The 26,488-nt window shown below is 62.0% G+C and carries 21 protein-coding genes, 1 tRNA gene and 1 pseudogene; 15 read left to right on the forward strand and 8 right to left on the reverse strand.

What is annotated here, in order from left to right; all coding sequences use genetic code 11:
- Positions 1-85: 85 nt before the first annotated feature.
- Both NKI24_RS20830 and NKI24_RS20835 read right to left on the reverse strand, forming a co-directional pair.
- Positions 86-454, reverse strand: a complete 369-nt coding sequence (locus NKI24_RS20830) for a four helix bundle protein (protein ID WP_352747930.1) — start codon at positions 452-454, stop codon at positions 86-88.
- 32 nt (positions 455-486) lie between these two features.
- Complete coding sequence (locus NKI24_RS20835) at positions 487-1,920, reverse strand: glutamine synthetase family protein (RefSeq protein ID WP_352450926.1); 1,434 nt, start codon at positions 1,918-1,920, stop codon at positions 487-489.
- A gap of 167 nt (positions 1,921-2,087) precedes the next feature.
- Between NKI24_RS20835 and NKI24_RS20840 the strand changes: the two genes are divergently transcribed.
- Positions 2,088-2,804: an HAD family hydrolase gene (locus tag NKI24_RS20840; RefSeq protein WP_352450927.1), complete on the forward strand. Its 717-nt coding sequence runs from the start codon at positions 2,088-2,090 to the stop codon at positions 2,802-2,804.
- A 32-nt stretch (positions 2,805-2,836) separates the two neighbouring features.
- Here the strand turns inward: NKI24_RS20840 and NKI24_RS20845 are convergent, their stop codons facing one another.
- The gene (locus tag NKI24_RS20845; protein WP_245274728.1) at positions 2,837-3,226 is read right to left on the reverse strand and encodes an ANTAR domain-containing protein; all 390 of its coding nucleotides are present in this window, start codon (positions 3,224-3,226) and stop codon (positions 2,837-2,839) included.
- Between the two features lie 432 nt (positions 3,227-3,658).
- On the opposite strand from NKI24_RS20845, the gene NKI24_RS20850 reads away from it, so the two are divergent.
- Positions 3,659-4,120: a RidA family protein gene (locus NKI24_RS20850; RefSeq protein WP_352747936.1), complete on the forward strand. Its 462-nt coding sequence runs from the start codon at positions 3,659-3,661 to the stop codon at positions 4,118-4,120.
- 53 nt (positions 4,121-4,173) lie between these two features.
- Here the strand turns inward: NKI24_RS20850 and NKI24_RS20855 are convergent, their stop codons facing one another.
- Positions 4,174-4,428: an SMc00767 family acetate metabolism repressor gene (locus NKI24_RS20855; RefSeq protein ID WP_023677446.1), complete on the reverse strand. Its 255-nt coding sequence runs from the start codon at positions 4,426-4,428 to the stop codon at positions 4,174-4,176.
- A gap of 78 nt (positions 4,429-4,506) precedes the next feature.
- The gene (gene aceA / locus NKI24_RS20860) at positions 4,507-5,796 is read right to left on the reverse strand and encodes an isocitrate lyase (RefSeq protein WP_352457079.1); all 1,290 of its coding nucleotides are present in this window, start codon (positions 5,794-5,796) and stop codon (positions 4,507-4,509) included.
- Between the two features lie 238 nt (positions 5,797-6,034).
- On the opposite strand from aceA, the gene NKI24_RS20865 reads away from it, so the two are divergent.
- The 7 genes and pseudogenes from NKI24_RS20865 (at position 6,035) to NKI24_RS20895 (ending at position 14,170) form a co-directional block, all read left to right on the forward strand.
- The gene (locus NKI24_RS20865; protein ID WP_352577538.1) at positions 6,035-7,486 is read left to right on the forward strand and encodes a helix-turn-helix domain-containing protein; all 1,452 of its coding nucleotides are present in this window, start codon (positions 6,035-6,037) and stop codon (positions 7,484-7,486) included.
- A 195-nt stretch (positions 7,487-7,681) separates the two neighbouring features.
- Positions 7,682-8,464: pseudogene (locus NKI24_RS20870) on the forward strand (DUF2167 domain-containing protein); the annotation flags it as partial.
- A 297-nt stretch (positions 8,465-8,761) separates the two neighbouring features.
- Positions 8,762-9,715: a DMT family transporter gene (locus tag NKI24_RS20875; RefSeq protein ID WP_352457081.1), complete on the forward strand. Its 954-nt coding sequence runs from the start codon at positions 8,762-8,764 to the stop codon at positions 9,713-9,715.
- A 352-nt stretch (positions 9,716-10,067) separates the two neighbouring features.
- The gene (locus NKI24_RS20880; RefSeq protein ID WP_352747941.1) at positions 10,068-11,165 is read left to right on the forward strand and encodes a polyamine ABC transporter substrate-binding protein; all 1,098 of its coding nucleotides are present in this window, start codon (positions 10,068-10,070) and stop codon (positions 11,163-11,165) included.
- A gap of 72 nt (positions 11,166-11,237) precedes the next feature.
- Positions 11,238-12,377 carry an ABC transporter ATP-binding protein gene (locus tag NKI24_RS20885; RefSeq protein WP_352747944.1) on the forward strand — a complete coding sequence of 380 codons (1,140 nt, stop codon included), beginning with the start codon at positions 11,238-11,240 and terminating at the stop codon, positions 12,375-12,377.
- 9 nt (positions 12,378-12,386) lie between these two features.
- Positions 12,387-13,355 (forward strand): ABC transporter permease subunit, encoded by a 969-nt coding sequence (locus NKI24_RS20890; protein ID WP_352747947.1) that lies wholly within the window; start codon positions 12,387-12,389, stop codon positions 13,353-13,355.
- Positions 13,352-14,170, forward strand: coding sequence for an ABC transporter permease (locus NKI24_RS20895; RefSeq protein WP_352747826.1), 819 nt, complete (start codon positions 13,352-13,354; stop codon positions 14,168-14,170). The genes NKI24_RS20890 and NKI24_RS20895 overlap by 4 nt, the downstream gene beginning before the upstream one ends.
- Before the next feature lie 7 nt (positions 14,171-14,177).
- Here NKI24_RS20895 and NKI24_RS20900 read toward each other — a convergent pair whose 3' ends face one another.
- Positions 14,178-16,028, reverse strand: a complete 1,851-nt coding sequence (locus NKI24_RS20900) for an AsmA family protein (RefSeq protein WP_352747950.1) — start codon at positions 16,026-16,028, stop codon at positions 14,178-14,180.
- 282 nt (positions 16,029-16,310) lie between these two features.
- Between NKI24_RS20900 and NKI24_RS20905 the strand changes: the two genes are divergently transcribed.
- A complete protein-coding gene (locus NKI24_RS20905) occupies positions 16,311-18,269 on the forward strand; it encodes an acetoacetate--CoA ligase (protein ID WP_352748054.1) in 1,959 nt (652 codons plus the stop codon).
- 283 nt (positions 18,270-18,552) lie between these two features.
- Here the strand turns inward: NKI24_RS20905 and NKI24_RS20910 are convergent, their stop codons facing one another.
- Entirely contained in the window at positions 18,553-22,299 is a 3,747-nt protein-coding gene (locus tag NKI24_RS20910; RefSeq protein ID WP_352747952.1) for a PAS domain S-box protein, read from the reverse strand.
- A 253-nt stretch (positions 22,300-22,552) separates the two neighbouring features.
- Between NKI24_RS20910 and NKI24_RS20915 the strand changes: the two genes are divergently transcribed.
- Positions 22,553-23,011, forward strand: a complete 459-nt coding sequence (locus tag NKI24_RS20915) for a phasin (RefSeq protein ID WP_254819298.1) — start codon at positions 22,553-22,555, stop codon at positions 23,009-23,011.
- Between the two features lie 335 nt (positions 23,012-23,346).
- Positions 23,347-23,423: transfer RNA gene (locus tag NKI24_RS20920), tRNA-His, on the forward strand.
- A 61-nt stretch (positions 23,424-23,484) separates the two neighbouring features.
- Here NKI24_RS20920 and NKI24_RS20925 read toward each other — a convergent pair.
- A complete protein-coding gene (locus NKI24_RS20925) occupies positions 23,485-24,414 on the reverse strand; it encodes a LysR family transcriptional regulator (protein ID WP_352747954.1) in 930 nt (309 codons plus the stop codon).
- 116 nt (positions 24,415-24,530) lie between these two features.
- Here NKI24_RS20925 and NKI24_RS20930 point away from each other — a divergent pair, with 116 nt between their 5' ends.
- From NKI24_RS20930 to NKI24_RS20940, 3 genes are all read left to right on the forward strand, one after another.
- Positions 24,531-25,283 carry an SDR family NAD(P)-dependent oxidoreductase gene (locus NKI24_RS20930; protein ID WP_352747957.1) on the forward strand — a complete coding sequence of 251 codons (753 nt, stop codon included), beginning with the start codon at positions 24,531-24,533 and terminating at the stop codon, positions 25,281-25,283.
- Between the two features lie 77 nt (positions 25,284-25,360).
- On the forward strand, positions 25,361-26,089 hold the full coding sequence (locus NKI24_RS20935) for an SDR family oxidoreductase (protein WP_352683107.1): 729 nt from the start codon (positions 25,361-25,363) through the stop codon (positions 26,087-26,089).
- Positions 26,089-26,433, forward strand: coding sequence for an Atu4866 domain-containing protein (locus NKI24_RS20940; protein ID WP_352683105.1), 345 nt, complete (start codon positions 26,089-26,091; stop codon positions 26,431-26,433). The genes NKI24_RS20935 and NKI24_RS20940 overlap by 1 nt, the downstream gene beginning before the upstream one ends.
- Positions 26,434-26,488 lie beyond the last annotated feature (55 nt).

Genomic DNA, 26,488 nt, shown 5'->3' on the forward strand with positions numbered 1-26,488 from the left:
GGGGAGTAGGGGAGTAGGGGAGTAGGGGAGTAGGGGAGTAGGGGAGTAGGGGAGTAGGGGAGTAGGGGAGTAGGGGAGTAGGGAGCTAGTCGGGTGACAGTTTGCGGATCAGGAGGCGAAGAAGCTTCCCAACGCTTTCGGTACTCGCCAACAATGAAGCCGCCGTCGCCTTCGGCGCGATGCAGGTACGCTCGGCGATCAGAAGCTGAGTTTCCAGTTCCTTCAATGATCCTTGAGCGATACGGAGAAATTGTTGATAGGAACCTCGGATCTCTCTGCCATATCCCTCCGCAATGTTCGATGGCACCGAGCTTGCAGCGCGCCGCACTTGGCTGGTGAGTCCATAAAGTTCTTCCTTGGGCCATGATTTCGTCGCGCCGTAAACGGCCACAGCAAGGTCCATTGCCTGCTGCCAGACTATCAAATCCTTGTAGGAACCCGTTTTCTCAGCCATTCGTCCCTACTCCCCTACTCCCCTACTCCCTACTACACATTCAGCAGCAAATACTCCCTCTCCCACGGGCTGATCACTTCCATGAAGGTCTCGAATTCCGCTCGCTTGATCGCCGCATAGGTGGCGGCAAATGACTTGCCGAGCAGGGCGCAGAGTTCCTCGTCGGCCTCGAACAGGTCGACGGCTTCGAGCAGGCTGCGCGGCAGGTCGATCTGGTCCTCGTTGGCGGTCGTCAGAACCGGCGGCTCGGCCTGGATCTTGTTGGTCATGCCGATCAGCCCGCAGGCGAGCGATGCCGCCATCGCCAGATAGGGGTTGGCGTCAGAGGAGGGAATGCGGTTTTCGACGCGCCGCGCCGCCGGGTCGGAGCGGGGCACGCGGAAGGCCGTGGTGCGGTTGTCGTAGCCCCATTTGTTGTTGACCGGCGCCGAGGCCGACTGCGTCAGCCGCCGGTAGGAATTGACGTAGGGCGCAAACATCACCAGCGCGTTCGGCACATGTTTCTGCATGCCGCCGATGAAATGGAAGAAGGCCTCGGTCTCCGAGCCGTCCTCTGCCGAAAAGACGTTCTTGCCGGTCTTCTTGTCGATGATCGACTGATGGATATGCATGGCCGAACCGGGCTGCCCCTGGATCGGCTTGGCCATGAATGTGGCGTAGATTTCGTGCTTGAGCGCCGCCTCGCGGATGGTGCGCTTGAACATGAACACCTGGTCGGCGAGTTCGATCGGATCGCCGTGACGCAGATTGATTTCGAGCTGGCCGGCGCCCTCCTCGTGGATCAGCGTGTCGATCTCCAGGCCCTGGCTTTCGGAGAAATGGTAGATGTCGTCGATCAGTTCGTCGAATTCGTTGACCCCGGCGATCGAATAGCCGGCACCGCCGCCGATCGGCCGTCCCGATCGACCTACCGGCGGGGTCAGCGGATAGTCCGGATCGGGGTTCTTGCGCACCAGGTAGAACTCGATCTCGGGTGCCACGACCGGCCTCAGCCCACGCTTGTCATAGGCGGCAAGCACGCGCTTCAGCACGTTGCGCGGCGTGAACTCGACCGAGCGGCCGTCCTGGTGGACGAGGTCGCAGATAACCGCCGCGGTAGGGTCCTCCTCCCACGGCACCACCGTCAGCGTCGAGAGGTCAGGCATCAGCTTGAGATCGCCGTCGTCCTCCGGATAATGGAAGCCGTTGCCGTCCTCCGGATAGCCGCCGGAAATCGTTGTCATGAACACCGCCGAAGGCAGCGCCAGCGAGGTGTTGGAGGTGAACTTCTTCGACGGCATCATCTTGCCGCGCGCAACCCCGGCCTGGTCGGGTGTGATGCATTCGATATCTTCGATGCCGCGCCATTCCAGCCAGGCGCTGACTTCCTTCCAGTTCTTGACGCCACGTTGGTTTTTCACGAAGGCAGGTGTGCGGGCGCGTCCTCCGCGGCTCGACGGACGGACTTCCTTTTTTGCAGGCGGCATCAATCACCAGATTTGTTGCAGATTGTGGAGTATAGCCGTTGCCGACGACGAAAGGAAAGGGGAGCCGGCTGGCGTCCGCCTCGATAACCGGGGGAACACAACGACTTCCGGATAAAACCCTCATGGTTTAGGGTCGGCATCCCGCAACGCTGCAATTAATGGGCCGCATGCAACACAGCCGCAAACTGACGACGATCGGCTTCGACGCCGATGACACGCTGTGGCAGAACGAACAGTTCTTCCGCGTGACCGAGCAGCGCTTTGCCGCACTGCTCGCCGATCACGCCGAGGAGGACCGGATTTCAGCAAGATTGCTGGAGGCCGAGAAGCGCAACCTCGCGGTCTACGGCTTCGGCATCAAGGGGTTCACGCTGTCGATGATCGAGACGGCGATCGACGTCACCAACGGCCAGGTGCGGGCCTCGACTATCGCCGAAATTCTCGCCGCGGGCCGCGAGATGCTCAGCCATCCGATCGAGCCGCTTCCGCATGCGCGCGAAACCGTGGAAAAGCTGGCCGGCGCCTACCGCCTGGTGCTGATCACCAAGGGCGACCTGTTCGACCAGGAACGCAAGCTCGCGCAATCCGGGCTGGGCGAGCTGTTTGATGCCGTCGAGATCGTCAGCGACAAGAGCGCGGCCACCTATAGCCGCATCTTCAGCCGCCACGGCGACGGCCCGGAAAAGGGCATGATGGTCGGCAACTCGCTCAAATCGGACGTCGTGCCGGCCATCGAAGCCGGCAGTTGGGGCATCCACGTTCCGCATGATCTGACCTGGGTGCTGGAACATGTCGAGCCGCCGGTCTCGGCACCACGCTTTCGCCAGATAGCCAATCTCGGTGAACTGCCGGGCTTGATCGAGCGTATCGGCGAGATTGATTGATCAGGTCGGCAGCCGAGGCATCACGGTAGGCGTCAATTGCGGCTAATTGCGATCAGCCGGTCGATCACCGGCTGCAGCCGTTCGGTGGTGATCGGCTTGACGACCACTGCATCGATGACGCTGGACAGGCCCAGGCTCTCCGGCGTGCCGGTCTTGACTGAAAGCAGGATCACCGACGGAAGCGATCTGCCTGACGCCCTTCGCAGTGCATCGATACCCGACAGCAAGGCGTCGCAGTCCCCATTCTCCGCACCGCCGTCGAGAACGACAGTCCCGGGAATCAGCGCGTGCAAGGCCTTTGCCGCGGTTTCGGGAGTTTCCGAGATCGGTTTGAGGCCGGACCGCTCCACGATTTTTGAAACCACGACGCGGTTGATCGGTGATTTTCCGACCACCAGCACCCGCGAGAAATCCGGGAGCATCCGCGTCTCCATGTCCCGGCTGACGAAAGGCAGCTGTTTTGCAGTCTCGATATCGCGATTCGCTGGGCACATGGCGGGGCAGGCCGTTGTTCAATGTTTCAATGCAGGGTTGAAACTCGAGAGGTAATTGGCGTGAGATAACTGCTCATGTCAAGCTCAAATGGCGTATCAGGAGAATATCGCAAGAAACATTAAAATTAAAATTAAGTGCTTTTCTTTGCCGTCGCCCGAAGAAGAAGCTGCCACCACAACCGGGCAGGCTCAGCTAAGTTTGGCTGTGCAGCGCGAACGCACCAACTACGCAGCCGTAGCCGGGTTGACGTAAGGTTGGACGAAGGCGAGTCAGGCCTGTCGCGAGCTTGTCGGATCGCCTCGCCGGACTACCCTTTCCTCGTCGGCTAAGCACGTCTCTTTGATCGACGGGAGATGACAATGGAACTCGTGACTCACAAGAAATTCAAAAATGGCCGGTTGATGCCATGGGGAAAGGGTACGGTCGTTACCGGCGCAAAGGGGTCTGTCTACCTTTCCGGAAACACCGCGACCGCCGAGGACTACGATCCGATCGGCAAAAGCGGCGGCGGCGCCGTTGGCGATGCGGCCGCGCAGTGGCGCGCAATTCTCACCAACATCAAATCAGATCTGGAAGAGCTTGGCAGTGCGCTCGACCATCTCATCAGGCTGACCTTCTTTGTTAAGGGGCCATTTCCCGATGGCGGCGTGCTGAGCTCTCCCAATTTTCGCCTGGACGTCCTGGACGAATTCTTTGCCGTGCACTGCCCGAAGCACTGCAGCTACAACAACCCGCCGCCCTCGCAAGTTATTGGCGTTGCAGCGCTTGCGCAGCCTGATCTTGTCATTGAAATCGTTGCATTAGCGGCTCTGCCGGATTAGGCAAAGCCGCGGCGTGCAAGGTGCGATAGCATGCGCTCAAAAGAGGCGCGGTGCTATCGAGTTTGTCTGTCGTGGCTACGCTGCGTGACGATGACCGGGATCAGCAGATCTCCCCAGTTGCCGTCGCCGCCATGGTGTCGTGCCGAGCGCACCAGCTCGACCGAGACGCCGGCCTCGACCGCCTTCATCACCGACTGATTGAGCCTGTGCAGATCGTTCGCCAGCATTCGGATGGTTGCCTGCTGGTCGACATTCATGCTGGTGGCCTGCTCTTCGGCCCGTTCCTTGACGCGGCTTATCGAAGCCATTGGTCTTCTCCCTGTGTTGCCATGACTGTTGTGTTGCCATGCCCGTTTGGGCGTTCCCTCTGTTTGTCTGCTACCCCGCTATTCCGCCGCCGGCCTGAACTGGGCGTGCTCGGTCGATCCACGCATGGCCGTGGTCGAAGACTGGCCACCGGTGATCGCCATTGAGACGGCGTCGAAATAGCCGGTGCCGACCTCGCGCTGGTGCTTGGTGGCGGTGTAGCCATTGGCTTCCGCGGCGAATTCCGCCTCCTGCAGTTCCGAATAGGCTGCCATCTGCCGCTCCTTGTAGCCGCGGGCGAGCTCGAACATGCCGAAATTGAGCTGGTGGAAACCGGCCAGCGTAATGAACTGGAACTTGTAACCCATGGCGCCGAGTTCCTTCTGGAAGTTCGCAATCGTCGCGTCATCGAGATTCTTCTTCCAGTTGAAAGACGGCGAGCAATTATAGGCAAGCAGCTTGCCTGGATGATGCTTGCGCACGCCCTCGGCAAACGTCCTGGCCTGCGCCAGATCGGGCTTGGAAGTCTCACACCAGATCAGGTCCGCATAGGGCGCATAGGCGACGGCGCGGGCGATACAGGGCTCGATGCCGTTGCTGACATGGTAGAAGCCCTCCGCGGTGCGGCCGGCGCCATAATCGACGAAGGGCCGGTCGCGTTCGTCGATGTCGGAGGTCAAGAGCTTTGCCGCTTCAGCGTCGGTGCGCGCCACGACCAGCGTCGGCGTGCCCATGACGTCGGCGGCAAGCCGCGCCGCGTTGAGGTTGCGGATGTGTGCGGCGGTCGGGATCAGTACCTTGCCGCCGAGATGGCCGCATTTCTTCTCCGAAGCCAGCTGGTCCTCGTAATGGACGCCGGCCGCACCCGCCTCGATGAACGCCTTCATGATTTCGAAGGCGTTGAGCGGCCCGCCGAAGCCGGCTTCCGCGTCGGCGACGATCGGCGCGAACCAGGTGTCGACCGACAGCCCGTTGCCTTCCGAAGTCTCGATCTGGTCGGCGCGCTGTAAGGTGCGGTTTATGCGCTTGACCAGTTCGGGCGCGGCATTTGCGGGATAAAGCGACTGGTCCGGGTACATGGCGGAAGCGGTGTTGGCATCGGCGGCGACCTGCCATCCTGACAGATAGATCGCTTTCAGCCCGGCCCGCACCTGCTGCATCGCCTGGTTGCCCGACATGGCACCCAGCGCGTTGACGAAATCCTCTTCATGGATGAGCTGCCACAGCCGGTTTGCCCCCATTTCGGCGAGACTCTGCCGGATCTGCGCCGAGCCGCGCAGCCGCTTCACGTCGTCCGGCGAATAGGGCCTTTCGATGCCATCAAAGCGGCCTTGCGGCGCCGACGGGACGAGGTTGTAAAAGTCGGTCATTGATCACTCCAGGCGGTTTTGATGCCGGTTTAGGAAGGCGTCGCAGAGGGAAAATATGTGCGCCATATGTGTGACACCATTTACACGTCGGCACGACGCAAGCGAGGTAAACCTCCTGATCAGCCATAAAATAAGGGAAAACCTGTGTTGTGTTTGACTGATGAGAGCTGTAAATCTGTCATGATTGTAAAGACAGCCATGCCATCGGCGGATGTAAATTTCTGTCAAGGAAACTCGATTGGCCGACCACAAAATCTTTGCCGGGCCGCGCATTCGTCGCATCCGCAACGCCAAGGGGCTGACCCAGACGGCGATGGCCGAAGGGCTCGGCATCTCGCCGTCCTATCTCAATCTCATCGAGCGCAACCAGCGGCCGCTGACGGTGCAACTGATCCTGAGGCTGGCAACCGTCTACAAGGTCGACCCACATGAATTGCAGGGCGAGGCGAGGGGGTCGGTCGCCGATTTGAAGGAAGTGTTTTCAGATCCGCTGCTGGCCGGCGAACTGCCGGGCGACCAGGAACTCATCGAGCTTGCCGAGGCGGCGCCAAACGCTTCCGCCGCTGTCATAAAGCTGTTTCGCGCCTATCGCGAGCAGGCCGAGCGATTGTCAGATATCAACGAGCTGCTCGCGCGTGAGGGCAAGGCCACCGCCCTCTCCGGTGCCAGGCTGCCGATCGACGAGGTGCATGAGATTTTCGAACGCCGGCCGAACCATTTTGCCGCGCTCGAAGAGGAAGCCGAGGCATTCACGTCGGTGCTCGATCCCGGCGACGATCTGTTCAGTGCGTTGAAGGCTTGGCTGCGGCGTGAATTCGGCATCGTCGTCAAGGTACTGCCGGTCGCCACGATGCCCAACTGGCGCCGTCGCTATGACCGTCACTCGCAACGCCTGTTCCTGTCCGAGCGGCTGTCGCCATTCGATCAACTGCGCGAGGTGGCGATGGAGGCCTGCCTGATCCGCATGAGCGTCGCTGTCGCTGCCGAGATCCAGGTGCTGAAGCTGACCACGGACGAAGCCCGCCGGCTGGCGCGTTTCGAGCTCGGCCGCTATGCCGCGCACGCTCTGATGATGCCTTATCAACCTTTTCGCGCCGCTGCGGTCCGTGCCCGCTATGACATCGACATGTTGCGGTCGCGCTTCGGCGTCTCTTTCGAGCAGGCGGCGAACCGGCTGACCACGCTGCAGCGGCCGGGTGCGTCGGGTGTGCCGTTCTTCATGCTCGAGGTCGACAGTGCCGGCAATCGGTTCCGCAAGGCGGGCAGCCATGGCTTTCCGCAAAGCCGCTTCGGCGGCGGCTGTCCGAAGCTGCCGGTCCATGCCGCCTTCGCCCAGCCCGGCCAGATCCTGGTCGAGGCAGTGGAAATGCCCGACGGTGCGGCGTTCCTCTGCATGGCCCGCACGCTCGAAGGGCCGCAGGGCTCGTTTGCCGAGCGCCCGCGGCGCACGGCGCTGTTGCTCGGCTGCGACATCGGTTTTCGCGACGAGGTCGTCTATGGAGCGGCATTGCCGGGGCCGGCCGCCATCGGCAAGACCGGACAGAGCGCCGCTGCGCTGGCGACGCCGGTCGGCCCTGCCTGCCGGCTGTGCGAACGCATCGGCTGCCTCGCCCGCGCCGAGCCACCCGTTACACGTCCGCTCGGCCTCGACGAGATGGTCACGGGACTGTCGGCGTTCGATTTCCAGTGATTCGGCTCCAGCAATATTGCGGCTGAATCTTCGACCAAAGGACCTCATCTGTTCCTGCGGCGGCAACCAGTAAGCTGGTTCGCGGTTGCCGGCCAAAATATTGGTTCAGCCAAAATATTGATTCAGCCGAATATTGATTCAGCATTGACGGTAGGTATCAAAAAAAAGAACTGCGCAACGGTCGGGGGATCAATCATGGGCAGGACAGTTTTTTGGCTTGGCTTGGCGCTCGCGTTTTCGGCCGATCCCGCATTGGCTGAAAAGTCCTCGGATTTCTTCAATTCCTATCAACACTACAATGATGCCGGCAAGGCGTTCCAGGACAAGATCGATCCGAAGACCGGCGCGATAAATCTTGCCGAAGGCATCCATCTCGACCTCAAGGACAAGTTCTATTTTCTGGACAAGAAGGACACGCTCTCCGTCCTCACCGAAGCCTGGGGCAATCCGCCCGACTCTGGTTCCGATGCCCTCGGCATGATCTTTCCAGTCTCCCATGATCCCATTGCCGACAACAATTGGGGGATAGAGCTGCGCTGGGAAAAGATCGGTTACGTCGACGACAGCGACGCCGCGTCCATCGATTACAATGAACTGCTGCGCAACATGCAGTCAGACACTCTGTCCGGCAACGATCAGAGGGTAAAGGATGGCTATGCGCCCATTACGCTGATCGGCTGGGCGTCGCCGCCGGTTTATGACGCGGCCCACAAGCGCCTGCACTGGGCCAAGGAGCTGCAATTTGGCAACGATGCCGCCCATACGCTCAACTACGACGTCCGTTTCCTTGGCAGGGAGGGCGTCTTCGTGATGAGCTATATCGCGACGGTGGAACAACTGCCGGAGATAAGGCAAAGCCTGGATGAAGTGCTTGGCCTCGCGGACTTCAATACCGGCAAGACATACGCCGATTTCGTGCCTGGCGTCGATACGGTTGCGGCGATTGGCGTCGGTGGCCTGATTGCCGGCAAGCTGGCGGCGAAAGCAGGTTCTGCTCGTGGCGCTGATCGCGCTGAAAAAGTTTGGCCTGCTCCTGCTGATTCCGCTGGCCGGTCTCTGGCGTTTTATCCGCGGCAACAAGAGCACCTCGTAACGCATCATCGACAGGTCGCCTCGGATCATCGCCGGGCGAGGGGCGAGGCGCCCTCATCAGTGCGCCAAACGGAACATCGAACTGGATCACGCCCGGCCTTCTGCTTTGCGTTACGCGAATTAGGCACGTCTCTGTCGTCCATTGCACATCGTGCTGCTCCGAATTCGCCGACAGTCGTACCCATGACCGATACCGCATCATCTCCGGTTGCCGCTTCGCCAATCGTGTCGCCGCAAGGGGAACGCGTCGGTTTCCTGCTGGTATTCCTGTCGGCGTTGATGTGGAGCTTCGGCGGCAGCATTGCGCGCTTCATCGACAACGCCGACAGCTGGACGGTGGTGTTCTGGCGCTCGGTCTGGGCCGCCGCCTTCCTGCTCTGCTTCATGGTCTGGCGCGACGGCTGGCGTGGCACGCTGAAGCTGTTTCGCGGCATGGGCCTGGCCGGCCTTGCGGTGGCGTTCTGCTTCGCCACGGCGTCGACCTCTTTCGTCGTGGCGCTTGCCTATACCACCGTCGCCAACATCCTGTTGATGCAGGCCGGCGTGCCGCTTCTGGCGGCGCTGTTTGCCTGGGCGCTGTTTCGCGAACGGGTGGCCGTGACGACCTGGGTGGCGATCGCCGCCGTCATTGCCGGCGTCGCCATCATGGTGTCGGAATCGCTCGATGGCGCGGTGTCGCCGATCGGCGACGGGCTGGCGCTGCTCATCGCTGTCATGTTCTCGATCGCCACCGTCATCACGCGCCGCTTTGCCCATGTGCGCATGACGCCGGCGACCTGCCTCGGCACGATGCTGGCGGCCGCCTTTGCGGCATCGCAGGCGTCGGCGCTGGGCGTCTCCAGCCACGATATGGGCTTCCTCTTTGCCTTTGGCGTGATCAATCTGGGACTCGGTCTCGCCTTCTTCGCCACCGGAGCCCGGCTTGTTCCGGCCGCCGTCGCGGCGCTGCTCGGCACGTTCGAACCGATCCTTGGCCCGATCTGGGTCTGGCTCATCCATTCCGAGGTGCCGTCGGCGCGCACCATCGTCGGCGGTGCGGTCGTGGTCACCACGCTGCTCGTCCATATCGGGCTCGAGTTCAAGCGTCAGACGCGGCCCGCGCGAGCGGGCGTCACCGGTGTGCCGTCACCTAATTGATGCAGTGCGCGCGTCAAATTGAGATGAACCATTGACAACGTCGCAGCCGCGCGGGCAGGTTGCGATCACGGCAACAACAAGACAGGCGTATCTTGCCAAGTCTCCATGCCGGCCGCATCGAGGCCGGACAATATCGTCGTCTCCCTGCCCGCGCCGTAGCGAAAGCTTCCGACGCCGCCGGAACACCACCAACGCCACGCCAGGTCTTCGCTGTCGGCTCGCCGCCGAACGATAATGGCGCCGGCAATTCGCGCTTGTCGCCTGCCTGCAAGCCCAATACCTTGAAGCAAATGCCCAGCCGCGCGGACGCCGCGACGAGCTGGCGACGGAACACTCATCAAAGGAGAATAGCATGACCCGCAAAGCGCTCTGGCTTTCGGCGACTTCGGCGTTTCTGGCAGTTTTCACCTTGGGCGCGCATGCCGAGGATCGCGTCATCAACGTCTTCAACTGGTCGGACTATATCGACAGTTCGATCATCGACGACTTCACCAAGGAAACCGGCATCAAGGTCGTCTACGACACTTTCGATTCCAACGAGATCCTGGAAACGAAACTGCTCGCCGGCGGCAGCGGCTACGATGTCGTCGTGCCCAGCGGCAATTTCCTTGCACGCCAGATCCAGGCGGGTGTGTTCCAGAAGCTCGACAAGTCGAAACTGCCGAATATTTCAAATATGTGGGACACGGTCATGGAACGGACCGCCAAATATGATCCCGGCAACGAATATTCGATCAACTACATGTGGGGTACGGTTGGCATCGGCTACAACATCAAGAAGGTGCAGGCAGCGCTCGGCACCGACAAGATCGACAGCTGGGACGTGTTCTTCAATCCCGAAAGCCTGGCCAAATTGAAGGACTGCGGCGTCTATGTGCTGGATTCGCCGGCCGACATCATACCGGCGGCACTGAAATATCTGGGCCTCGATCCAAACAGCACGTCGCCCGATGAGATTGCCAAGGCCGAAGAAACCTTGCTGAAGGTCCGGCCCTATATCCGCAAGTTCCACTCTTCCGAATACATCAACGCCCTGGCCAATGGCGACATCTGCCTGGCGGTCGGCTGGTCGGGTGACGTCTTCCAGGCCCGCAACCGCGCCGACGAAGCCAAGCAGGGCGTCGAGATCGGCTACTCCGTGCCGAAGGAAGGTGCCCAGATGTGGTTCGACCAGATGGCGATCCCGGCCGATGCGCCGCATGTCGCCGAAGCGCATGAGTTCCTGAACTACATGATGAAACCCGAAGTGATCGCCAAATCGTCGAACTATGTGCTCTATGCCAACGGCAACAAGGCTTCGCAGCAGTTCATCGACAAGGCGATCCTGGAAGATCCGGCGATCTATCCGGATGCAGCCACCTTGCAGAAGCTCTACACCGTATCGCCTTACGATCCCAAGACCCAGCGGATCATCACCCGCACCTGGACCAAGATCGTCACCGGGCAATAGCAATCTGACCAGGCCCCGGCAGCCGTTGCCGGGGCCGCTTTCTCATGGGCAAGCAGCAGGACGGAGTGGGACATGAAATCGCTTGGCAGCATCCGCAGGGATTTTGCGCCATGGAACGATCCGAACGCCAAGCCATACATCCAGTTCGAAAAGGTCACCAAGAAGTTCGGTGACTTCACCGCCGTCAACAGTCTGTCGCTGACCATCTTCGAACGCGAATTCTTTGCCTTGCTCGGGGCCTCAGGCTGCGGGAAATCGACGCTGCTCAGGATGCTCGCCGGCTTCGAGGAGCCGACCGCCGGCCGCATCCTGCTCGATGGCCAGGATCTGCGCGGCATTCCGCCCTACCGGCGGCCGGTCAACATGATGTTCCAGTCCTACGCCTTGTTTCCGCACATGACGGTCGAGAACAACATCGCCTTCGGCCTCAAGCAGGAAGGCATGGCCAAGGCCGACATCGACAAGCGCGTCGCCGAGATGCTGAAGCTGGTCAAGCTCGAGCAGTTCGCCAAGCGCAAACCGCACCAATTGTCGGGCGGCCAGCGCCAGCGCGTCGCACTCGCCCGCTCCGTGGCAAAGCGCCCGAAAGTCCTGCTGCTCGACGAGCCGCTTGGCGCGCTGGACAAGAAGCTGCGCGAGGAGACCCAGTTCGAGCTGATGGATTTGCAGCAGAACCTCGGCCTAACCTTCGTCGTCGTCACCCATGACCAGGAAGAGGCGATGACGATGGCCGACCGCATCGCCATCATCGACAAGGGCGAGGTGATGCAGGTGGCGACTCCGGCCGAGGTCTACGAGGCGCCGGGTTCCCGCTTCGTCGCCGGCTTCGTCGGCAATGTGAATATGTTCGACGGCAAGATCGCGGCTGGCGAGGCCGGCAGCGCGAGCATCGATGCCGGCAACGGCATCACCATCCGGACCGAAAATGCCGGCAGTGCCGCCGCCGGAACATCCGTCACCTTCGCCATCAGGCCGGAGAAGATCAAGGTGTCCTCCACGAAACCGGCCGGTGCCGTCAACGCCATCGAGGGCGAGGTCTACGACATAGCCTATCTCGGCGACATGACCGTCTATCACGTCAGGCTGGACGACGGTCAGGTGGTGCGGGCGAGCACCATGAACGCGGCACGCCTCACCGAGGACCCATTGACCTGGAACGACCGCGCCTGGGTTTCTTTCCGCCCCGACGCCGGCGTCGTCCTGACACGGTAGGGACTGATCATGTCCGCTGTCACCGCCGCAACAAGCTCTCCGGCAAGCGCTGCCGGCAAATCCGCCTTGGTCAGGCTGGGAGCGGCCTTCGTTAGCCGGCTCGTCATCATCGTCCCCTACCTCTGGCTGCTGTTCTTCTTTCTCGTCCCCTTCATCATCGTCTTCAAGATTTCGCTGTCGCAGACGGCGATCGCCATGCCTCCCTACACGCCGGTGCTCGATTTCCGCGGCGGCATTTCCGGGGTTATCGCGTGGTTTGGCACCCTCAATTTCGACAACTACATCTTGCTGACGCAGGATGCGCTCTACTTCAACGCCTATGTGACGAGCGTCATCGTCGCCGCCATTTCGACCGTCCTGACATTGCTGATCGGCTATCCCATAGCCTATGGCATGGCGCGCGCTCCGGCGACGATCCGCCCGACCTTGCTGATGCTGGTGATCCTGCCGTTCTGGACCTCGTTCCTGATCCGAGTCTATGCCTGGATCGGCATTCTCAAGCCCGAGGGCCTGCTCAATGAGCTGCTGCTCGCCACCGGCATCATCAGCCATCGGCTGATCATCCTCAACACCTACACGGCGATCTTCATCGGCATCGTCTACTCCTATCTGCCGTTCATGGTGCTGCCGCTCTATTCGGCCTTGGAGAAGATGGACAATTCGCTGATCGAGGCCGCCAAGGATCTCGGCTGTCCGCCGACCAGCGCCTTCTGGAAGATCACCTTCCCGCTGTCGCTGCCCGGCGTCATCGCCGGCTGCCTTCTGGTGTTCATTCCCGCCGTCGGCGAGTTCGTCATTCCCGATCTGCTCGGCGGCTCGCAGACGCTGATGATCGGCAGGACGCTGTGGAACGAGTTCTTCGGCAACCGCGACTGGCCGGTGTCGTCCGCGGTTGCCGTTATCTTGCTGCTGCTGCTGATCGTGCCGATCATGCTCTTCCAGCGAGCCCAGGCGCGCGCCCAGGAGCAGGACCAATGAACGCGACCTGGAGCCGCTTCAACATCATTTCGATCGTGCTCGGCTTTGCCTTTCTTTACCTGCCGATCGTCCTGCTCGTTGTGTTCTCTTTCAACGAATCGAAGCTGGTCACCGTCTGGGGTGGCTTCTCGACGAAATGGTACGTGTCGCTGTTCCACAACCGGGGTCTGATGGACGCCACCTGGGTGACGGCCCGCGTCGGCGTCATCTCGGCAAGCGTGGCGACCGTGCTCGGCACGCTGGCGGCGCTCACCTTGACACGCTACACGCGCTTTCGCGGCCGGCTTCTGTTTTCCGGCATGGTGTTTGCGCCGCTGGTCATGCCGGAAGTCATCACCGGCCTGTCGCTGCTGCTGCTCTTCGTCGCCGTCGGCCTTGACCGCGGCTTTCTGACGGTGACGCTTGCCCACACCACGCTAACCATGTGCTTCGTTGCGGTGGTGGTTCAGTCGCGCCTGATCACTTTTGATCGTTCGCTGGAAGAGGCCGCGATGGACCTCGGTGCGCCACCGGTGAAGACCTTCTTCCAGATCACGCTGCCGGTTATCATGCCGGCTATCGTCTCCGGCTGGATGCTGGCCTTCACGCTGTCGCTCGATGATTTGGTTATTGCCAGCTTCACCTCGGGACCCGGCGCCACGACGCTGCCGATGAAGATCTACAGCCAGGTCCGCCTTGGCGTGACGCCGGAAATCAACGCAGCGTGCACCATCCTGATCGCGGTCGTCGCAGTTGGCGTGATCATCGCTTCGCTCGCAAACAAACGCCGCGAGGTGCAGCGCCAGCGCGACGAGCGGGCGGCGCAGCGAGGTTGAAGGCTCGCTACTCTCCCGAAACGCCGCGGCTTATCGGCGAGATGAACGGCGTGCTCCACGTGCCGCCGACGAAGAACGACGACTGCTTGGGCGCCTGGCCGTTCGTCTGCGTGGCAGCCTGGCTCGGCTGGACGATGCCGCCGGACAGCGCCAGCCCGCGTCCGGCATAGGATGCGATGCCGGAAAGCCAGATCTTGTATTGCGCGGAATTCACCTCGGCCTTGTCGATACGCGCCACGCCGTTCGAAACGCTCGCCTTGAGTTCGGCCCCGTCGATCGGCAGCGTTCCGTCCGAGACGTCGTCCAGCGCGAAGAATCCGCCCTGTTCGGTGTGCTTAAGGAACGCCGGCAGGTTAAGCCGGCTCAGCGCACCCGCGCCGAACGTCGCGGACAGCGAGCCATTGGCGTTTTCGAAAATCGAGTCCCAGGTTCTGCCAGGCCCTTTGAGGATGACCGAAACGGTTCCAGTGCCGATCGGCACCAGCCGCGTCATCCCGGCCGCGGTGCCGAAAGCGCCGCCGTCGATATCGGAAGCAAGCAGCCGGATCTCGACTTCCGTGCCGGCGGGCTTGCGGTCGAAACGGACGCTGCTCTGGACGTTGCCGCCAAAGGCGGATGCATCCGAGATGTCGAAGACGGCAAGGCCGTTCTTGACCTGGGCAGTGGCAGCGACGTCGGCAAGCTGGATGGCGCCGGCGGTGGCATGCGCCGCCGACAGCCTGAGATCGAGATTGATCCGGTCGGCGAAGCTTGTGTCGATTTCGCCCGGGCCGGTGCCGCCGGCGGATGGTACCGGCGTAAAGGCGGAGAGAAATGATCTGAGGTCGAGCGTATCGAAGGCAAGTGTGCCGGAGATCACCGGCAGTGCCTCACCATAGGTGAAGTCCAGCGCACCCATTCCCGGGTTGTTGTCGAGGGTCAGGGCCGTGTTTTCAAATTTGACGCGCCCGGCCGTCGCCGTGATCTTGCTTGAAACCGAGATCGAGCCGATTGCGGCACCGGGCGCGATGCCGGCCTGCGACCATTCGAGCACGCGTCGGAGCGAAGGTGCGGCGAATTTTGCCTGGCCGTCGAAATAGCCGTTCTCCGACATGCTGGCGCGGCCGTCGAACGAAAAACTGGCCGGCGCCGCCTTGAAGGAAAATGTGGCAGGTGCTGTGCCGCCACCAAACAGCACGAGCGGGTTCGGCGATGCGGCGTCGATGGCAACACTTTCGCCGCGCCATATCCCGGTCGCCGACAGCGTCGCATTGCTGTTCATCGCGGCCCAGTTCGCCTGGCCGCTCAGGCTGCTCAATATCTCCTGGTCCTTGCCGCCGATGGCAGCCACTACGCGGCCGTCCCTGAACTCGACTGTGCCGAACGGATCTGTCGGCAGCTTGGCGAGATCCGGCTTGGCGGGATTTGTGTTGATCACCGCGCGGGCAGCATCGATCGAACGCGTAATCCGCCCGCCGCTGGGAATCGCAGGCAGGAAAAACCCGCTCGCGGTACGCTGAACCCGGATCGTCGGTCGTACCAGCCGCGCCGTCGAAAACACCACATCGCCACGCAGCGCCGCCATCGCTGAGAGGTCGACCTCGACCCGTTCGGCCTCGACCACGGGCGGCGCATCCGTCTCTGTCCATTGCGACAGCGTCACGTCGCTCAGGATCGCCCGGAAATTCGGCCAGACCTCGATACGCGGCGCGCCGTCGATGGTGACCCGGAAACCGCTCCACGCGCTCATTTCCCACGCGATACGGTCGCGTACGATGCGGGTCGAGGCGATCAACGGCAAGGCTGCGACAACCAGCGCGATGACGATGACGGCTGCGCCGATCGCCCATATTCCGCGTCGGATCAAAGGTGATGGCATATCGCCCCGTATGCTTCCATTCCGACAAAATCGCCCGACGGGTGTAACCGACGGCTGACGCATTTCAAGTCTTTATGGCCCGGCGATGGCATTTGCGCACACCCTGACCGGCGCGGTCCAACAAAATCTTGCTCTGCTGCATCGCGATATGCATAAGCGATGCCAATGCATGTCGCCCAAAAGTGCGCAGCGGTTTGGGATAAACGACATGCATAAAGACAAAAGTTTAAAGCGCGTCGCGTGAATCTCTTCAAACGTGACGTGCTTTAAGGAGGAACAATGATGGCTGACGACGCACCGCTCTGGATCCCGACGCAAGAGCAGATCGATGCGGCGCCGATGACCGCCTTCATGAACGCCGCGGCGAACATGGCCGGCGAGGCTTTCTCCTCCTATACCGACCTGCATCGCTGGTCGATCGATCACCGCGAGACCTTCTGGAGCCTGGTCTGGGACTTTTGTGGCATCGTCGGCGACAAGGGCGAACGCGTGCTGGTCGATGGCGACAAGATGCCCGGCGCGACCTTCTTCCCTGATGCGAAGCTGAACTTCGCCGAGAATCTCCTGAAGAAACCCGGGCTTGGCGACGCAATCGTCTTTCGCGGCGAGGACAAGGTCGAGCGGCGGCTGTCCTGGAACGAGCTGCATGCGCTGACCTCGCGCCTGCAGCAGCTTTTCCTGTCGCTCAAGGTGAAGAAGGGCGACCGCATCGCCGCGATGATGCCCAACATGCCGGAGACGGTTGCTGCAATGCTGGCGGCCGCCTCGATCGGCGCCGTCTGGTCGTCCTGCTCCCCAGATTTCGGCGAGCAGGGAGTTCTCGACCGGTTCGGCCAGATCGAGCCTGTCGTGTTCATCGCGCCGGACGGCTACTGGTACAATGGCAAGGCGATCGAAGTCGCCGACAAGATCGCGGCCGTGGCGGGCAAGCTCGCCACCGTCCGCAAAGTCCTCATTGTCGACTATCTCGGCACCTCGCTCGACGTCGCCGCGACCATCGGCAAGGCGGCTGCGCTGGAAGAGGCGCTGTCACCCTTTGCCGCAAGGCCTGTCGCCTACGAAAGGCTGCCGTTTTCGCATCCGCTGTACATCCTGTTTTCATCGGGCACGACCGGCATTCCCAAATGCATTGTCCATTCGGCCGGCGGAACGCTGATCCAGCACGTCAAGGAAGAACGGCTGCATGCCGGCCTGCTCGACGGCGACCGCTTCTTCTACTTCACCACCTGCGGCTGGATGATGTGGAACTGGCTGGTGTCGGGCCTGGCATCGGGCGCCACCTTGCTGCTCTACGACGGCTCGCCGTTCTACCCGGACGGCAATGCGCTGTTCGACTTCGCCGATGCCGAAAAGATGACCTATTTCGGCACCTCGGCCAAATTCATCGATTCCGTGCGCAAGGCCGGCCTGAAGCCGATCCGCACGCATGATCTTTCCAGCGTGCGCACCATCTCATCGACCGGCTCGCCGCTATCGCCGGAAGATTTCCGCTTCGTCTATGAAGGCATCAAGAAGGACGTGCATCTGGCTTCGATTTCCGGCGGCACCGATATCGTCTCCTGCTTCGTGCTCGGCGTGCCGATCGAACCGGTATGGACCGGCGAGATCCAAGGGCCCGGGCTCGGCCTTGCCGTCGATGTCTGGGCCGATGACGGCCGCCCGCTCCGCCAGGAGAAGGGCGAGCTCGTCTGCACCAAGGCGTTTCCGGCAATGCCGATCGGCTTCTGGAACGACCCTAACGGCAGGAAATACAAAGCCGCCTATTTCGAACGTTTCGACGATGTCTGGTGCCACGGCGATTTCGCCGAATGGACCGTCCATGGCGGCCTGATCATCCATGGCCGTTCCGACGCCACGCTCAATCCGGGCGGTGTCAGGATCGGCACGGCGGAGATCTACAATCAGGTCGAGCAGATGCCGGAAATCCTCGAAGCGCTGTGCATCGGCCAGGATTTCGACAATGACGTGCGTGTCGTGCTGTTCGTGCGGCTGGCGGCCGGCGTTGAGCTCGATGCCGAGCTGGAAAAACGCATCCGCGCGAAAATCCGCACCGGGGCGAGCCCGCGCCACGTGCCGGCCAAGATCGTCGCCGTCAGCGATATTCCGCGAACCAAATCGGGCAAGATCACCGAGCTCGCGGTACGCGACATGGTGCACGGCCGCGCCATCAAGAACAAGGAAGCGCTCGCCAATCCCGAAGCGCTCGAGCTGTTCCGCAACCTGCCGCAGCTTGCCGACTGACCACGGGATCCAAGGTGGGAGCCGTTTTGAGGTCTCAGGTATCGTTAACAAATTATCTCTTCGGAATTTACCTAGATTTCATGAGTGGTACACATTGGTAAATTTTCCGGCGTGCCGGTAAGGATTTGTTAAGGCCCGGCATCAATAGTCGTGCGTAACTTGAGGGAGAAATCCCGTTCCTTTTAGCCCCGAGAGGATCTGATTCGCTCAAGCCCCGTTGTGACAGCAATTCCAATTTCTCAAGGCGTCCTGTTGGACGCCTTTTTTCTTTGCGCAACCATAGCTAACCGGCGAGCACGCGGGTCGAGGGAAAGGCGACTTCGACAAGGGTTCCCTCGCCGGGCGTCGAGTTGATGGTGAACCGGGCCCGGTTCGCTTCGACCATCGCCTTGGTCAGCGGCAGCCCAAGACCCGTGCCGTCGCCACGGCCGCGCTTCAGCGCATTGATCTGCTTGAACGGCTTCAGCGCCTGCTCGATCTCGGACTGGCTCATGCCGATGCCGGTATCGCGAACGCGCATGACGACATCGCCGGAGATCTCGTAAGCCGTCGACACGATCACCTGGCCGCCGGCCTGCGTGTAGCGGACGGCGTTCGACAGGATGTTGAGCGCGATCTGCCGCACGCTGCGCAGATCGGCCACCACTTCCGGCAGCCGCGAGGCGAAGCTGGAGCGGATGATGACGCGTTCCCGGTTGGCTTGCGGCTGCATCATCGCCACGGTTTCGGCCAGCGTGTCGTTAAGCGACACCGCCTCATAGGCCATCTCCTGCTGGCCGGCCTCGATTTTCGAAATGTCGAGCAGGTCGTTGACCAGATCGAGCACGTGGTTGCCCGAACGGTTGATGTCGCGTAGATAGTCGCGATAGCGGTCATTGGCCACCGGCCCGAATTTCTCGTCGACCATCAGCTCGGAAAAGCCGATTATGGCGTTGAGCGGCGTGCGGATCTCGTGGCTGATGCGGGCCAGAAAATCGGTCTTCTGCGACGAGGCGCGTTCGGCGACCGCGCGCGCCTGGGTCAAGTCCTCTTCGGCCCGCTTCCACTGGGTGATATCGCGCACCACCGCACAGAAGCCGCTGTCGTTGGGCAGCCTGCCGATGGTCATGAACAGCGGAATGAAACGCCCCTGCGCCTCGCGCCCGATCACCTCGCGGCCATCGTTCATCACGCTTGCAACGCCGGGCTCCGACAACCCCTCGAGATAGTCGCGCGCCGCGCGCTGGCTTTCGATCGCAAACAGCGAGACGAACGGTTTGCCGGTCACCTCGTCGCTGTCGAAGCCGAACAGCGCTTCCGCCGGACGGCTAATTGAACGGATCGTTCCGTTACGGCCGATCAGCACGACGCCGTCGGTGGCGGTGTCGATGATAGTGCGCATTTCGGCAATGCGTGCCTTGAGCTCGGAAACATCCGGCTGCGTTTGGTCTTCGGCGGCGCCATGTGGAATGGCTGCTGCCTCGTCGTCGCCGGAACGACGTACGACCAGCATCAGCGCCTTGCCGTTTCCCCAGGGCACGGAGCGTAAAATCGCATCGATCGGAAACTCCTGACCTTCGCGCGTTTTCAGCCGCAGAGCGCGGTCGCCGCCATCCGAACTGCCGTCGTCGGCATAAGGGTCGGCAAACAGCGCGCCGAGCCCGCCGGCCTCGTCCAGGGCATTGAGCGTCGCATAGCCGGTCAATCCGAGGAATTCGTCGTTCGCGTAATGCAGCTGGTCGCCAGAATGGATAAGCACCGGCACTGGCAGCTTGCCGAGGATCGAGGTATCCGGCCCCGTGTTGTCCTCTCCGGCAAACGCCGACGGCACGAAGCCGTCGAGTTTGAGCGGTGGTGCCTGCGGCCGCTCGACGGGCGGCACCTGGCCGGCAGCGTCGGCTGCGGCTGCGCTGTCCTCGGACCAATCCTCGCTGTCTTCGGCGTCACGGAAGTCTTCGGCCGTCATGCTGTCGTCGTCGCCATCCCGCGGCGCTTCGGCGACGATCGTTCGACGGTTCGTGCTGGGCTCAACGCCTTCCTGCGCCTCATCGCTGGGTTCGCGGTCGGCATAGTCGAGCAGCGATCCGGAAACAGGGCGTGTGACGGGTTCGCCGGCTTGCGCCTCTGCTTCCACCTCATCCGGCTGCTCGCCGTCGAGCCGGGCAAGATCCTTCTGGTCTTCGGCATCGGCCTCGGGCGGTTCGGCGGCAGCCGCCCCGCTTTCCGGACCTTGCGCCGGCATCTCACCCTTGTCCGTCGGGCCGGCTTCTTTCAGCTTTGGCTCGTCGGCCTTGCCTGCTGCCTCGACTTTCTCAACCGGCTTCTGCTTTCCGGCGCTGGGCTGTTTTTCGGCCGGGGTGCTGTCCTTCTTGAGACGCTCGCCAATCTCGCGAAACGCGCTGCGTTCCAGCGTCGACAGGCCTTTGTCGTTGGCCGGCTGCCGGTGCTCGGCCAGCCGGATCACCTTGTCGGCAAAGCGCCGCTCGGGCTTTGGCACGATGGTCAACGCCGGCACTTCGCCCCTGAACGGATCGGCGGATTTAGGTGTCTCGGGGAGAGGTTCGACGGCTTCCGGCCCAACGCTCGCGGCGGGCTTCTCCTCGGCGACAAGGGCCATGCCGGCCGCGTCCGGATCGACCACCGCATCGCCGCTGCGGGCGACGCCGAAACCGCGAAAACCTTCGAAAACGCGGCTGCGGCTGTAAACCGGGAGCGCCGCCAGATCGACGGGTATCTTCAGATCGGTGCCGGCGACCGGCCACAGCACGGAGCGGCCGGACCAGGTGTCGCGCCGTTCAAGCAGGCCGGCAATCTCGCCAGAAGCATCGAGGCCATAGGCGGCCGAAACATCCTCGAAGCGACGTCCGATCACGTCGGCTGCAGGCTTGCCGACGAGCTCGGCAAATTCCGGCGACAGGGCGCTGAACCGGCCCTCCGCGTCGGTACGCCAGACGAAACGCATGGGCGCGGCGGTGCGATCGATCGCCGAAGCGCGGTGTTCGGCCGGGGAGGCGGCTTTGGTGGCTTTTGCGGCGCTTTCCGGCGAAGTATCCGCGCCGGCCTGCGAAGCGTCCGGGCTGGTCTCGACTTTGCCGGACGCAGTTGCCCCGGGCGGCCCCTGCGCGTCGTCGCCGGCATTGAAGTACCAATGGTCATGCTGCGTCGGCGCTTCGCCTACCGTGCGGTGATCGTCGGCCGCGTCGGCAGGTTCGTGCTCCGCCGATGCCGAGGTGCCTTCCATCGCTGCAAGATCGATCTCCGCCGCGCCGGTGCTGGCGATCGGCTGCTCGTTGTCCTGGTCCGTTGGCTGGGGAAGATCGCCACCGCTCAGTGCCGCTGCCGCCTCGGTTTCCCCGCCGGCGCGCTCGCCATCGGGGGCCTCGCCGTCAAGCCGGTCCTCGTCGATCACCACCAGCAGGTGCCGCTCTTCCGTCAGCCGGGCAAGGCCCGCGGGATAGGAGCTGGACCCACCCGGAACCAGGCGCTTGACGATGCGGTCGCTCTCGTTCGCCACGTCGGCGACAAGCGCGGCCAGCGTCTCAGGCCGGATGCCGAGCGCCGAAAAGCCGTCCGATGCGGCGTCGATATTGCCCTTGGCATCGACAAAGGCGATGTAGTGGCCGTCTTCCGTAAAGCCACCGATCGCGCGGTCGGCGATCTCGGCGGCGCTTCGCGAGCCGGTCTGCGCCGCCGGCAGCGCCAGCATGATTGCTTCCTCGCCATCGGGCATGGTCACCGCGCTGGCCAGGAAACCGACGGCGCGGCTGGTCAGGCCGGTCGCCAGCCGGACCGTGATGGCACGGTCGCGGCCGATCTGCGGAAAACCGCTGGTTGCCATGATCTGGCGCCGGGCGATCAGCGGCAAACCTGCCGAGGCGCCGATGATAGCGCCGATGTCCGGATAGCCGAATACCGCCGCGCCGGGCCCGTTGGCCCAGATCACCTGTTCGAGGTCTGCCGACAGAATGGCGATCGCGTCGCCTGCGGCGAAGCGCCGGCGGACGGCATCGAGCACGGCGACGTCAAGGAAGGAGTAGTTTTCAGCCGGCATGCGCTTGGCGACCCTCACAGAGCGGGCAATTTGCGGTTAACGCTTTGTTAATAAAAGCCGACGGCGCGAAGGTCCACAAGTCATAGCGTGCAACCAGCGGAATCTCTAGGCGCGTGGTTAACGCCGCGAACCAAATATTTTATGGTGCGATGCAACAAACATGTTGCAATGCACAAAATTTGCCTTTATATTGCCATGATAGATGAACAAGACGGCATTTTGTCAAAGCCGCTGCCGCTGAAAAGGATGGAAAATGTCCAGGACCAAGACCGCTGAAACGATCGAAAACGTTGAATTCCCGAGCTTCGACGCTTCCAAGGCCACCGACCAGATCCGTGCCTTCGCCGAAAAGGGCGTTGAGCAGTCGAAAGAGGCCTACGCCAAGCTGAAGACCGGCGCCGAGGAGACCCAGAAGGCTCTAGAATCGACCTACGAGACCGCCAAGTCCGTTTCCAGCGACCTGTCGCTCAAGACCATCGCCGCCCTGCGCGCCAATGCCGAAGCCGGCTTCTCGCATTTCGAAGCGCTGATCGGCGCCAAGTCGCTGTCGGAAGTCGTCGAGTTGCAGACCGCTTTCCTGCGCAAGCGCGTCGAAATGACCGTCGAGCAGGCTAAGGACTTCCAGGCGGTTGCTGCCAAGGCGGCCGAGGACGTATCCAAGCCGATCAAGACCGCCTTCGAGAAGGCCGTGAAAGAAATCAAGATCGCCTAATATTTGCGCACAGTTTGACGATGCATCAAAAGGTCGCATTTCGTCAGACAAATAGATGTGCGATATAGTGGTTTAAGTGAATACCCGGCGGGTGGAACCTCCTCCCTCTGCTCACCGGGGTGACCAGCCAGCACCTCCTCCCGCTGGCTCGTAACAGGAAAAGGCCGGCACCTCCTCCCGCCGGCCTTTTCTTTGTCCGGCGAAAGCTTGCGCTGGGAAGCAGTCTTTTGCCTTGCCAAAAGCCTTGAATTAAACTCCGATAGCCCGTATGGACGCATCGCCGAACGACAGAGCGGGTCCCGAACGTTTCATCTCGATCCCGCTCAGGCAAACGTGCCGTTGTAGCTCAGATGGTTAGAGCGCCGGATTGTGGATCCGGAGGTCGCTGGTTCGATCCCAGCCAACGGTACCATTCAGCTTTCAGCCAGGCTTCTGACCAATAGCGCCGAGCGTTCACTACGATCCCGTAGCGCTCACCCACGGTCCCGCGCCTGACGCGCGCCGCGCAGGTGATCCACGAGGGCTCTCAGCTTCGGCGCGATATTCCGTCTGCTGGGGAAATAAAGATAGAAACCCGCAAACGGCGGAAAATAGCCGTCGAGGATTGGCACGAGCTCGCCGCGGTCGAGCCAGGGGCGGAATGTATCGGCCATGCCGAACGTGATCCCGGCGCCTGCAACGGCCAGCCGGATCATCAGCCACATGTCGTTGGTAGTGATCTCGGGCGCAACCGCCACGTCGAACTCGCGCCCGTCCTCGCCGAACTCCCACCGATAGGGCGAAACTCCCGGCGCCGGCCGCCAGCCGATACATCGATGTGCCACAAGCTCGCGCGGATGGGCGGGTGCTCCGAACTTTTCGAGATAGCGCGGGGCGCAGACGGCCATCTGCCGCTGATCGCCCGATACCGGCACGGCAATCATGTCCTGCTCGATCACTTCGCCGAGCCTCACTCCCGCATCATAGCCTTCGGCAACGATGTCGAATTCCTCGTCGGTGACCACAATATCCAGATGCACCTCGGGAAACCTTTCTGCAAAGGACGCCAGCAACGGTCCTGACAGAAAGGCCTCTGCGATCGACGAAACCGCGATCCGCAGGCGGCCGCGCGGGCGGTCCAGAAACTCCGTGGTGGCTTCGATTGCCGCGTTCACGTCGGCGATCGCCGGTGCGACGCTCGCCAGCAGGCGCTCGCCCGCTTCGGTCAGGTTGACGCTGCGTGTCGTGCGCTGCAGCAATGCGATGCCAAGGCGCTGTTCAAGCCTGAGGATGCTCTGGCTGACCGCTGAGCGCGTCACGCCCAACCGGTCTGCCGCAGCGCGAAAATTGCGTTCCTCGGCCACGGCGACGAAGACGACAATTGCATTGAGATCGATGTCCCATTGGTTAGTCAAACTTACCATCGAGGTTAACGGCAGGCGGGTTATCGCGACAATGCCATGGCTCTATCTCTGTCGCAACGGCAAGAAGGCTTGATCCTCCCGATCCAAGCCGAAGCCGACCGACAAGGAGATATCCCATGACATCACTCCCTTCCTCCTGGGACCTGGATGGAAAAGTCGCCCTCGTGACCGGCGCGGCACGCGGCATCGGCCGCTGCACGGCGGAACTGCTGCGGGCGCGGGGCGCCCGGATCGTGGCGAGCGATCTCAGCGACAGCGTACGCGAATTGGAAGCCGAGGATGTGGCGACCCTGGTCGGCGATGTCGCCGACGAGGATCTGGCCAGACGCTCGGTCGAACTCGCCGCGAAGCGCTTCGGTCGACTCGACATCGTCGTGAACAATGCCGGTCGCACGCTCAACAAACGACTGACTGAGACCTCGGTCGACGACTATGACCGCATCCTGCAGATCAACGCGCGCGGCAGCTTCGTCACTGCCCGTGCCGCAGTGGAATTGATGGCCGCCGGCGGTAGCGGCGCGATCGTCAATGTCTCGTCGATCTCGGCCGTCGCGGCCTTCGAGACGCAGGCGGCCTATGCCTCCTCCAAGGCGGCTGTCGCACAGCTGACCAAGGTGATCGCGATCGAATACGGGCGCATGGGCATTCGCTGCAACGCCGTTGCCCCTGGCGTGATCGAAACCGACATCATGGAAGGCGTGGTGGAGAATGGCCGGGAGATGCTGCGCAGCTTCGGCGGCGCGCATCCAATCGGCCGGATCGGCCAGCCGCAAGAAGTTGCCGAGGCCATCGCCTTTCTTGCCTCGCCGGCATCCAGCTTCATCACCGGGGCCTTGCTTCTGGTCGATGGCGGCTACACCGCCCAGTGAGCCCAAATAAGGCTGACGCACCGCACGCCATCCCTTCACATCGTGAAAATAATCACAGAACCAAAAGGATCATCTCGATGACCATGAACAGAGTTGTTCTGATCACCGGTGCCTCCAGCGGCATCGGCGCTGGCATTGCCCGCGAGCTTGGCGCGGCAGGTGCGAAGCTGATGCTCGGCGCACGCCGCACCGACCGCCTTGAAGCGCTTGCGGCCGAAATCGAGGCAGCTGGTGGAACGGTTCGCGTGCGAGCGCTCGACGTCACCAGGAGGGAGGATGTCGCAGCATTCGCCGATGCCGCCCGGGCCGAATGGGGCCAGGTCGATGTCATCGTCAACAATGCGGGCGTCATGCCGCTGTCGGCCATCGCAGCCATGAAGATCGACGAATGGGAGCTGATGGTGGACGTCAACATCAAGGGTGTTCTGTACGGCGTCGCGGCGGTTCTGCCGGAGATGACGGCACGCGGCTCCGGTCACATCATCAATATCGGTTCCATCGGCGCACTGGCCGTCTCGCCCACGGCTGCCGTCTATTGCGCAACGAAATACGCTGTCCGCGCGATTTCCGATGGGCTCCGCCAGGAGAGTGACGATATCCGCGTAACCTGCATTCATCCTGGCGTGGTGGAAAGCGAGCTGGCGAACACGATCTCCGACGAAGCCGCTGCCGCCGCCATGAAAACCTGGCGTGCTATTGCCCTGCAACCCGATGCAATCGCCAGGGCAGTGCGCTACGCAATCGAACAGCCCGACGATGTCGACGTCAACGAGATCGTCGTGCGTCCGACGAAGGCGGCGCATTGATGCGATCCACTTTGGCCGCAGTGCTTACGGGTATTGCCGTTGCTGTAGCTCCAACCGGCCTGACCCTTCCTTCAACTCCAATCCTTGCGGAGGAACCAATGCCGCACCAAGATCATCCCTATGTCGGAATGTGGGTCACCGAGGATCGCCATATCAGGCACGAACTCCTGCCGAACGGCCGTTATGACGAAGCGCGCGGTGACCGCGAGAGCGCCTATCGGGGACGCTATGAAGTGCACGGCAGCCACATAGAATACTGGGACGATACGGGCTTCACCGCGGATGGTGAGTTCGTCGAAGGCGTCCTCTATCATGCCGGCATGATCCTTTACCGCCAGCGGTAGAGAGCCACCCTGAGAAAAGCACTTCAGGGTTCCACAAGGCGCTATTGCACGCCTT

The sequence above is a fragment of the Mesorhizobium sp. M0701 genome, assembly GCF_040320365.1.
Taxonomy (GTDB): domain Bacteria; phylum Pseudomonadota; class Alphaproteobacteria; order Rhizobiales; family Rhizobiaceae; genus Mesorhizobium.

Excerpts from the sequence above, each read along its gene's own strand:
- NKI24_RS20910 (WP_352747952.1), bottom strand. The coding sequence starts at position 22,299 with ATGCCGGCTGAAAACTACTCCTTCCTTGACGTCGCCGTGCTCGATGCC.
- NKI24_RS20840 (WP_352450927.1), top strand. The coding sequence starts at position 2,088 with ATGCAACACAGCCGCAAACTGACGACGATCGGCTTCGACGCCGATGAC.
- NKI24_RS20855 (WP_023677446.1), bottom strand. The coding sequence starts at position 4,428 with ATGGCTTCGATAAGCCGCGTCAAGGAACGGGCCGAAGAGCAGGCCACC.
- NKI24_RS20940 (WP_352683105.1), top strand. The coding sequence starts at position 26,089 with ATGCGATCCACTTTGGCCGCAGTGCTTACGGGTATTGCCGTTGCTGTA.
- NKI24_RS20935 (WP_352683107.1), top strand. The coding sequence starts at position 25,361 with ATGACCATGAACAGAGTTGTTCTGATCACCGGTGCCTCCAGCGGCATC.
- NKI24_RS20880 (WP_352747941.1), top strand. The coding sequence starts at position 10,068 with ATGACCCGCAAAGCGCTCTGGCTTTCGGCGACTTCGGCGTTTCTGGCA.
- NKI24_RS20845 (WP_245274728.1), bottom strand. The coding sequence starts at position 3,226 with ATGCTCCCGGATTTCTCGCGGGTGCTGGTGGTCGGAAAATCACCGATC.
- NKI24_RS20925 (WP_352747954.1), bottom strand. The coding sequence starts at position 24,414 with ATGGTAAGTTTGACTAACCAATGGGACATCGATCTCAATGCAATTGTC.
- aceA (WP_352457079.1), bottom strand. The coding sequence starts at position 5,796 with ATGACCGACTTTTACAACCTCGTCCCGTCGGCGCCGCAAGGCCGCTTT.
- NKI24_RS20850 (WP_352747936.1), top strand. The coding sequence starts at position 3,659 with ATGGAACTCGTGACTCACAAGAAATTCAAAAATGGCCGGTTGATGCCA.
- NKI24_RS20905 (WP_352748054.1), top strand. The coding sequence starts at position 16,311 with ATGGCTGACGACGCACCGCTCTGGATCCCGACGCAAGAGCAGATCGAT.
- NKI24_RS20890 (WP_352747947.1), top strand. The coding sequence starts at position 12,387 with ATGTCCGCTGTCACCGCCGCAACAAGCTCTCCGGCAAGCGCTGCCGGC.
- NKI24_RS20875 (WP_352457081.1), top strand. The coding sequence starts at position 8,762 with ATGACCGATACCGCATCATCTCCGGTTGCCGCTTCGCCAATCGTGTCG.
- NKI24_RS20830 (WP_352747930.1), bottom strand. The coding sequence starts at position 454 with ATGGCTGAGAAAACGGGTTCCTACAAGGATTTGATAGTCTGGCAGCAG.
- NKI24_RS20915 (WP_254819298.1), top strand. The coding sequence starts at position 22,553 with ATGTCCAGGACCAAGACCGCTGAAACGATCGAAAACGTTGAATTCCCG.
- NKI24_RS20885 (WP_352747944.1), top strand. The coding sequence starts at position 11,238 with ATGAAATCGCTTGGCAGCATCCGCAGGGATTTTGCGCCATGGAACGAT.
- NKI24_RS20835 (WP_352450926.1), bottom strand. The coding sequence starts at position 1,920 with ATGCCGCCTGCAAAAAAGGAAGTCCGTCCGTCGAGCCGCGGAGGACGC.
- NKI24_RS20900 (WP_352747950.1), bottom strand. The coding sequence starts at position 16,028 with ATGCCATCACCTTTGATCCGACGCGGAATATGGGCGATCGGCGCAGCC.
- NKI24_RS20930 (WP_352747957.1), top strand. The coding sequence starts at position 24,531 with ATGACATCACTCCCTTCCTCCTGGGACCTGGATGGAAAAGTCGCCCTC.
- NKI24_RS20895 (WP_352747826.1), top strand. The coding sequence starts at position 13,352 with ATGAACGCGACCTGGAGCCGCTTCAACATCATTTCGATCGTGCTCGGC.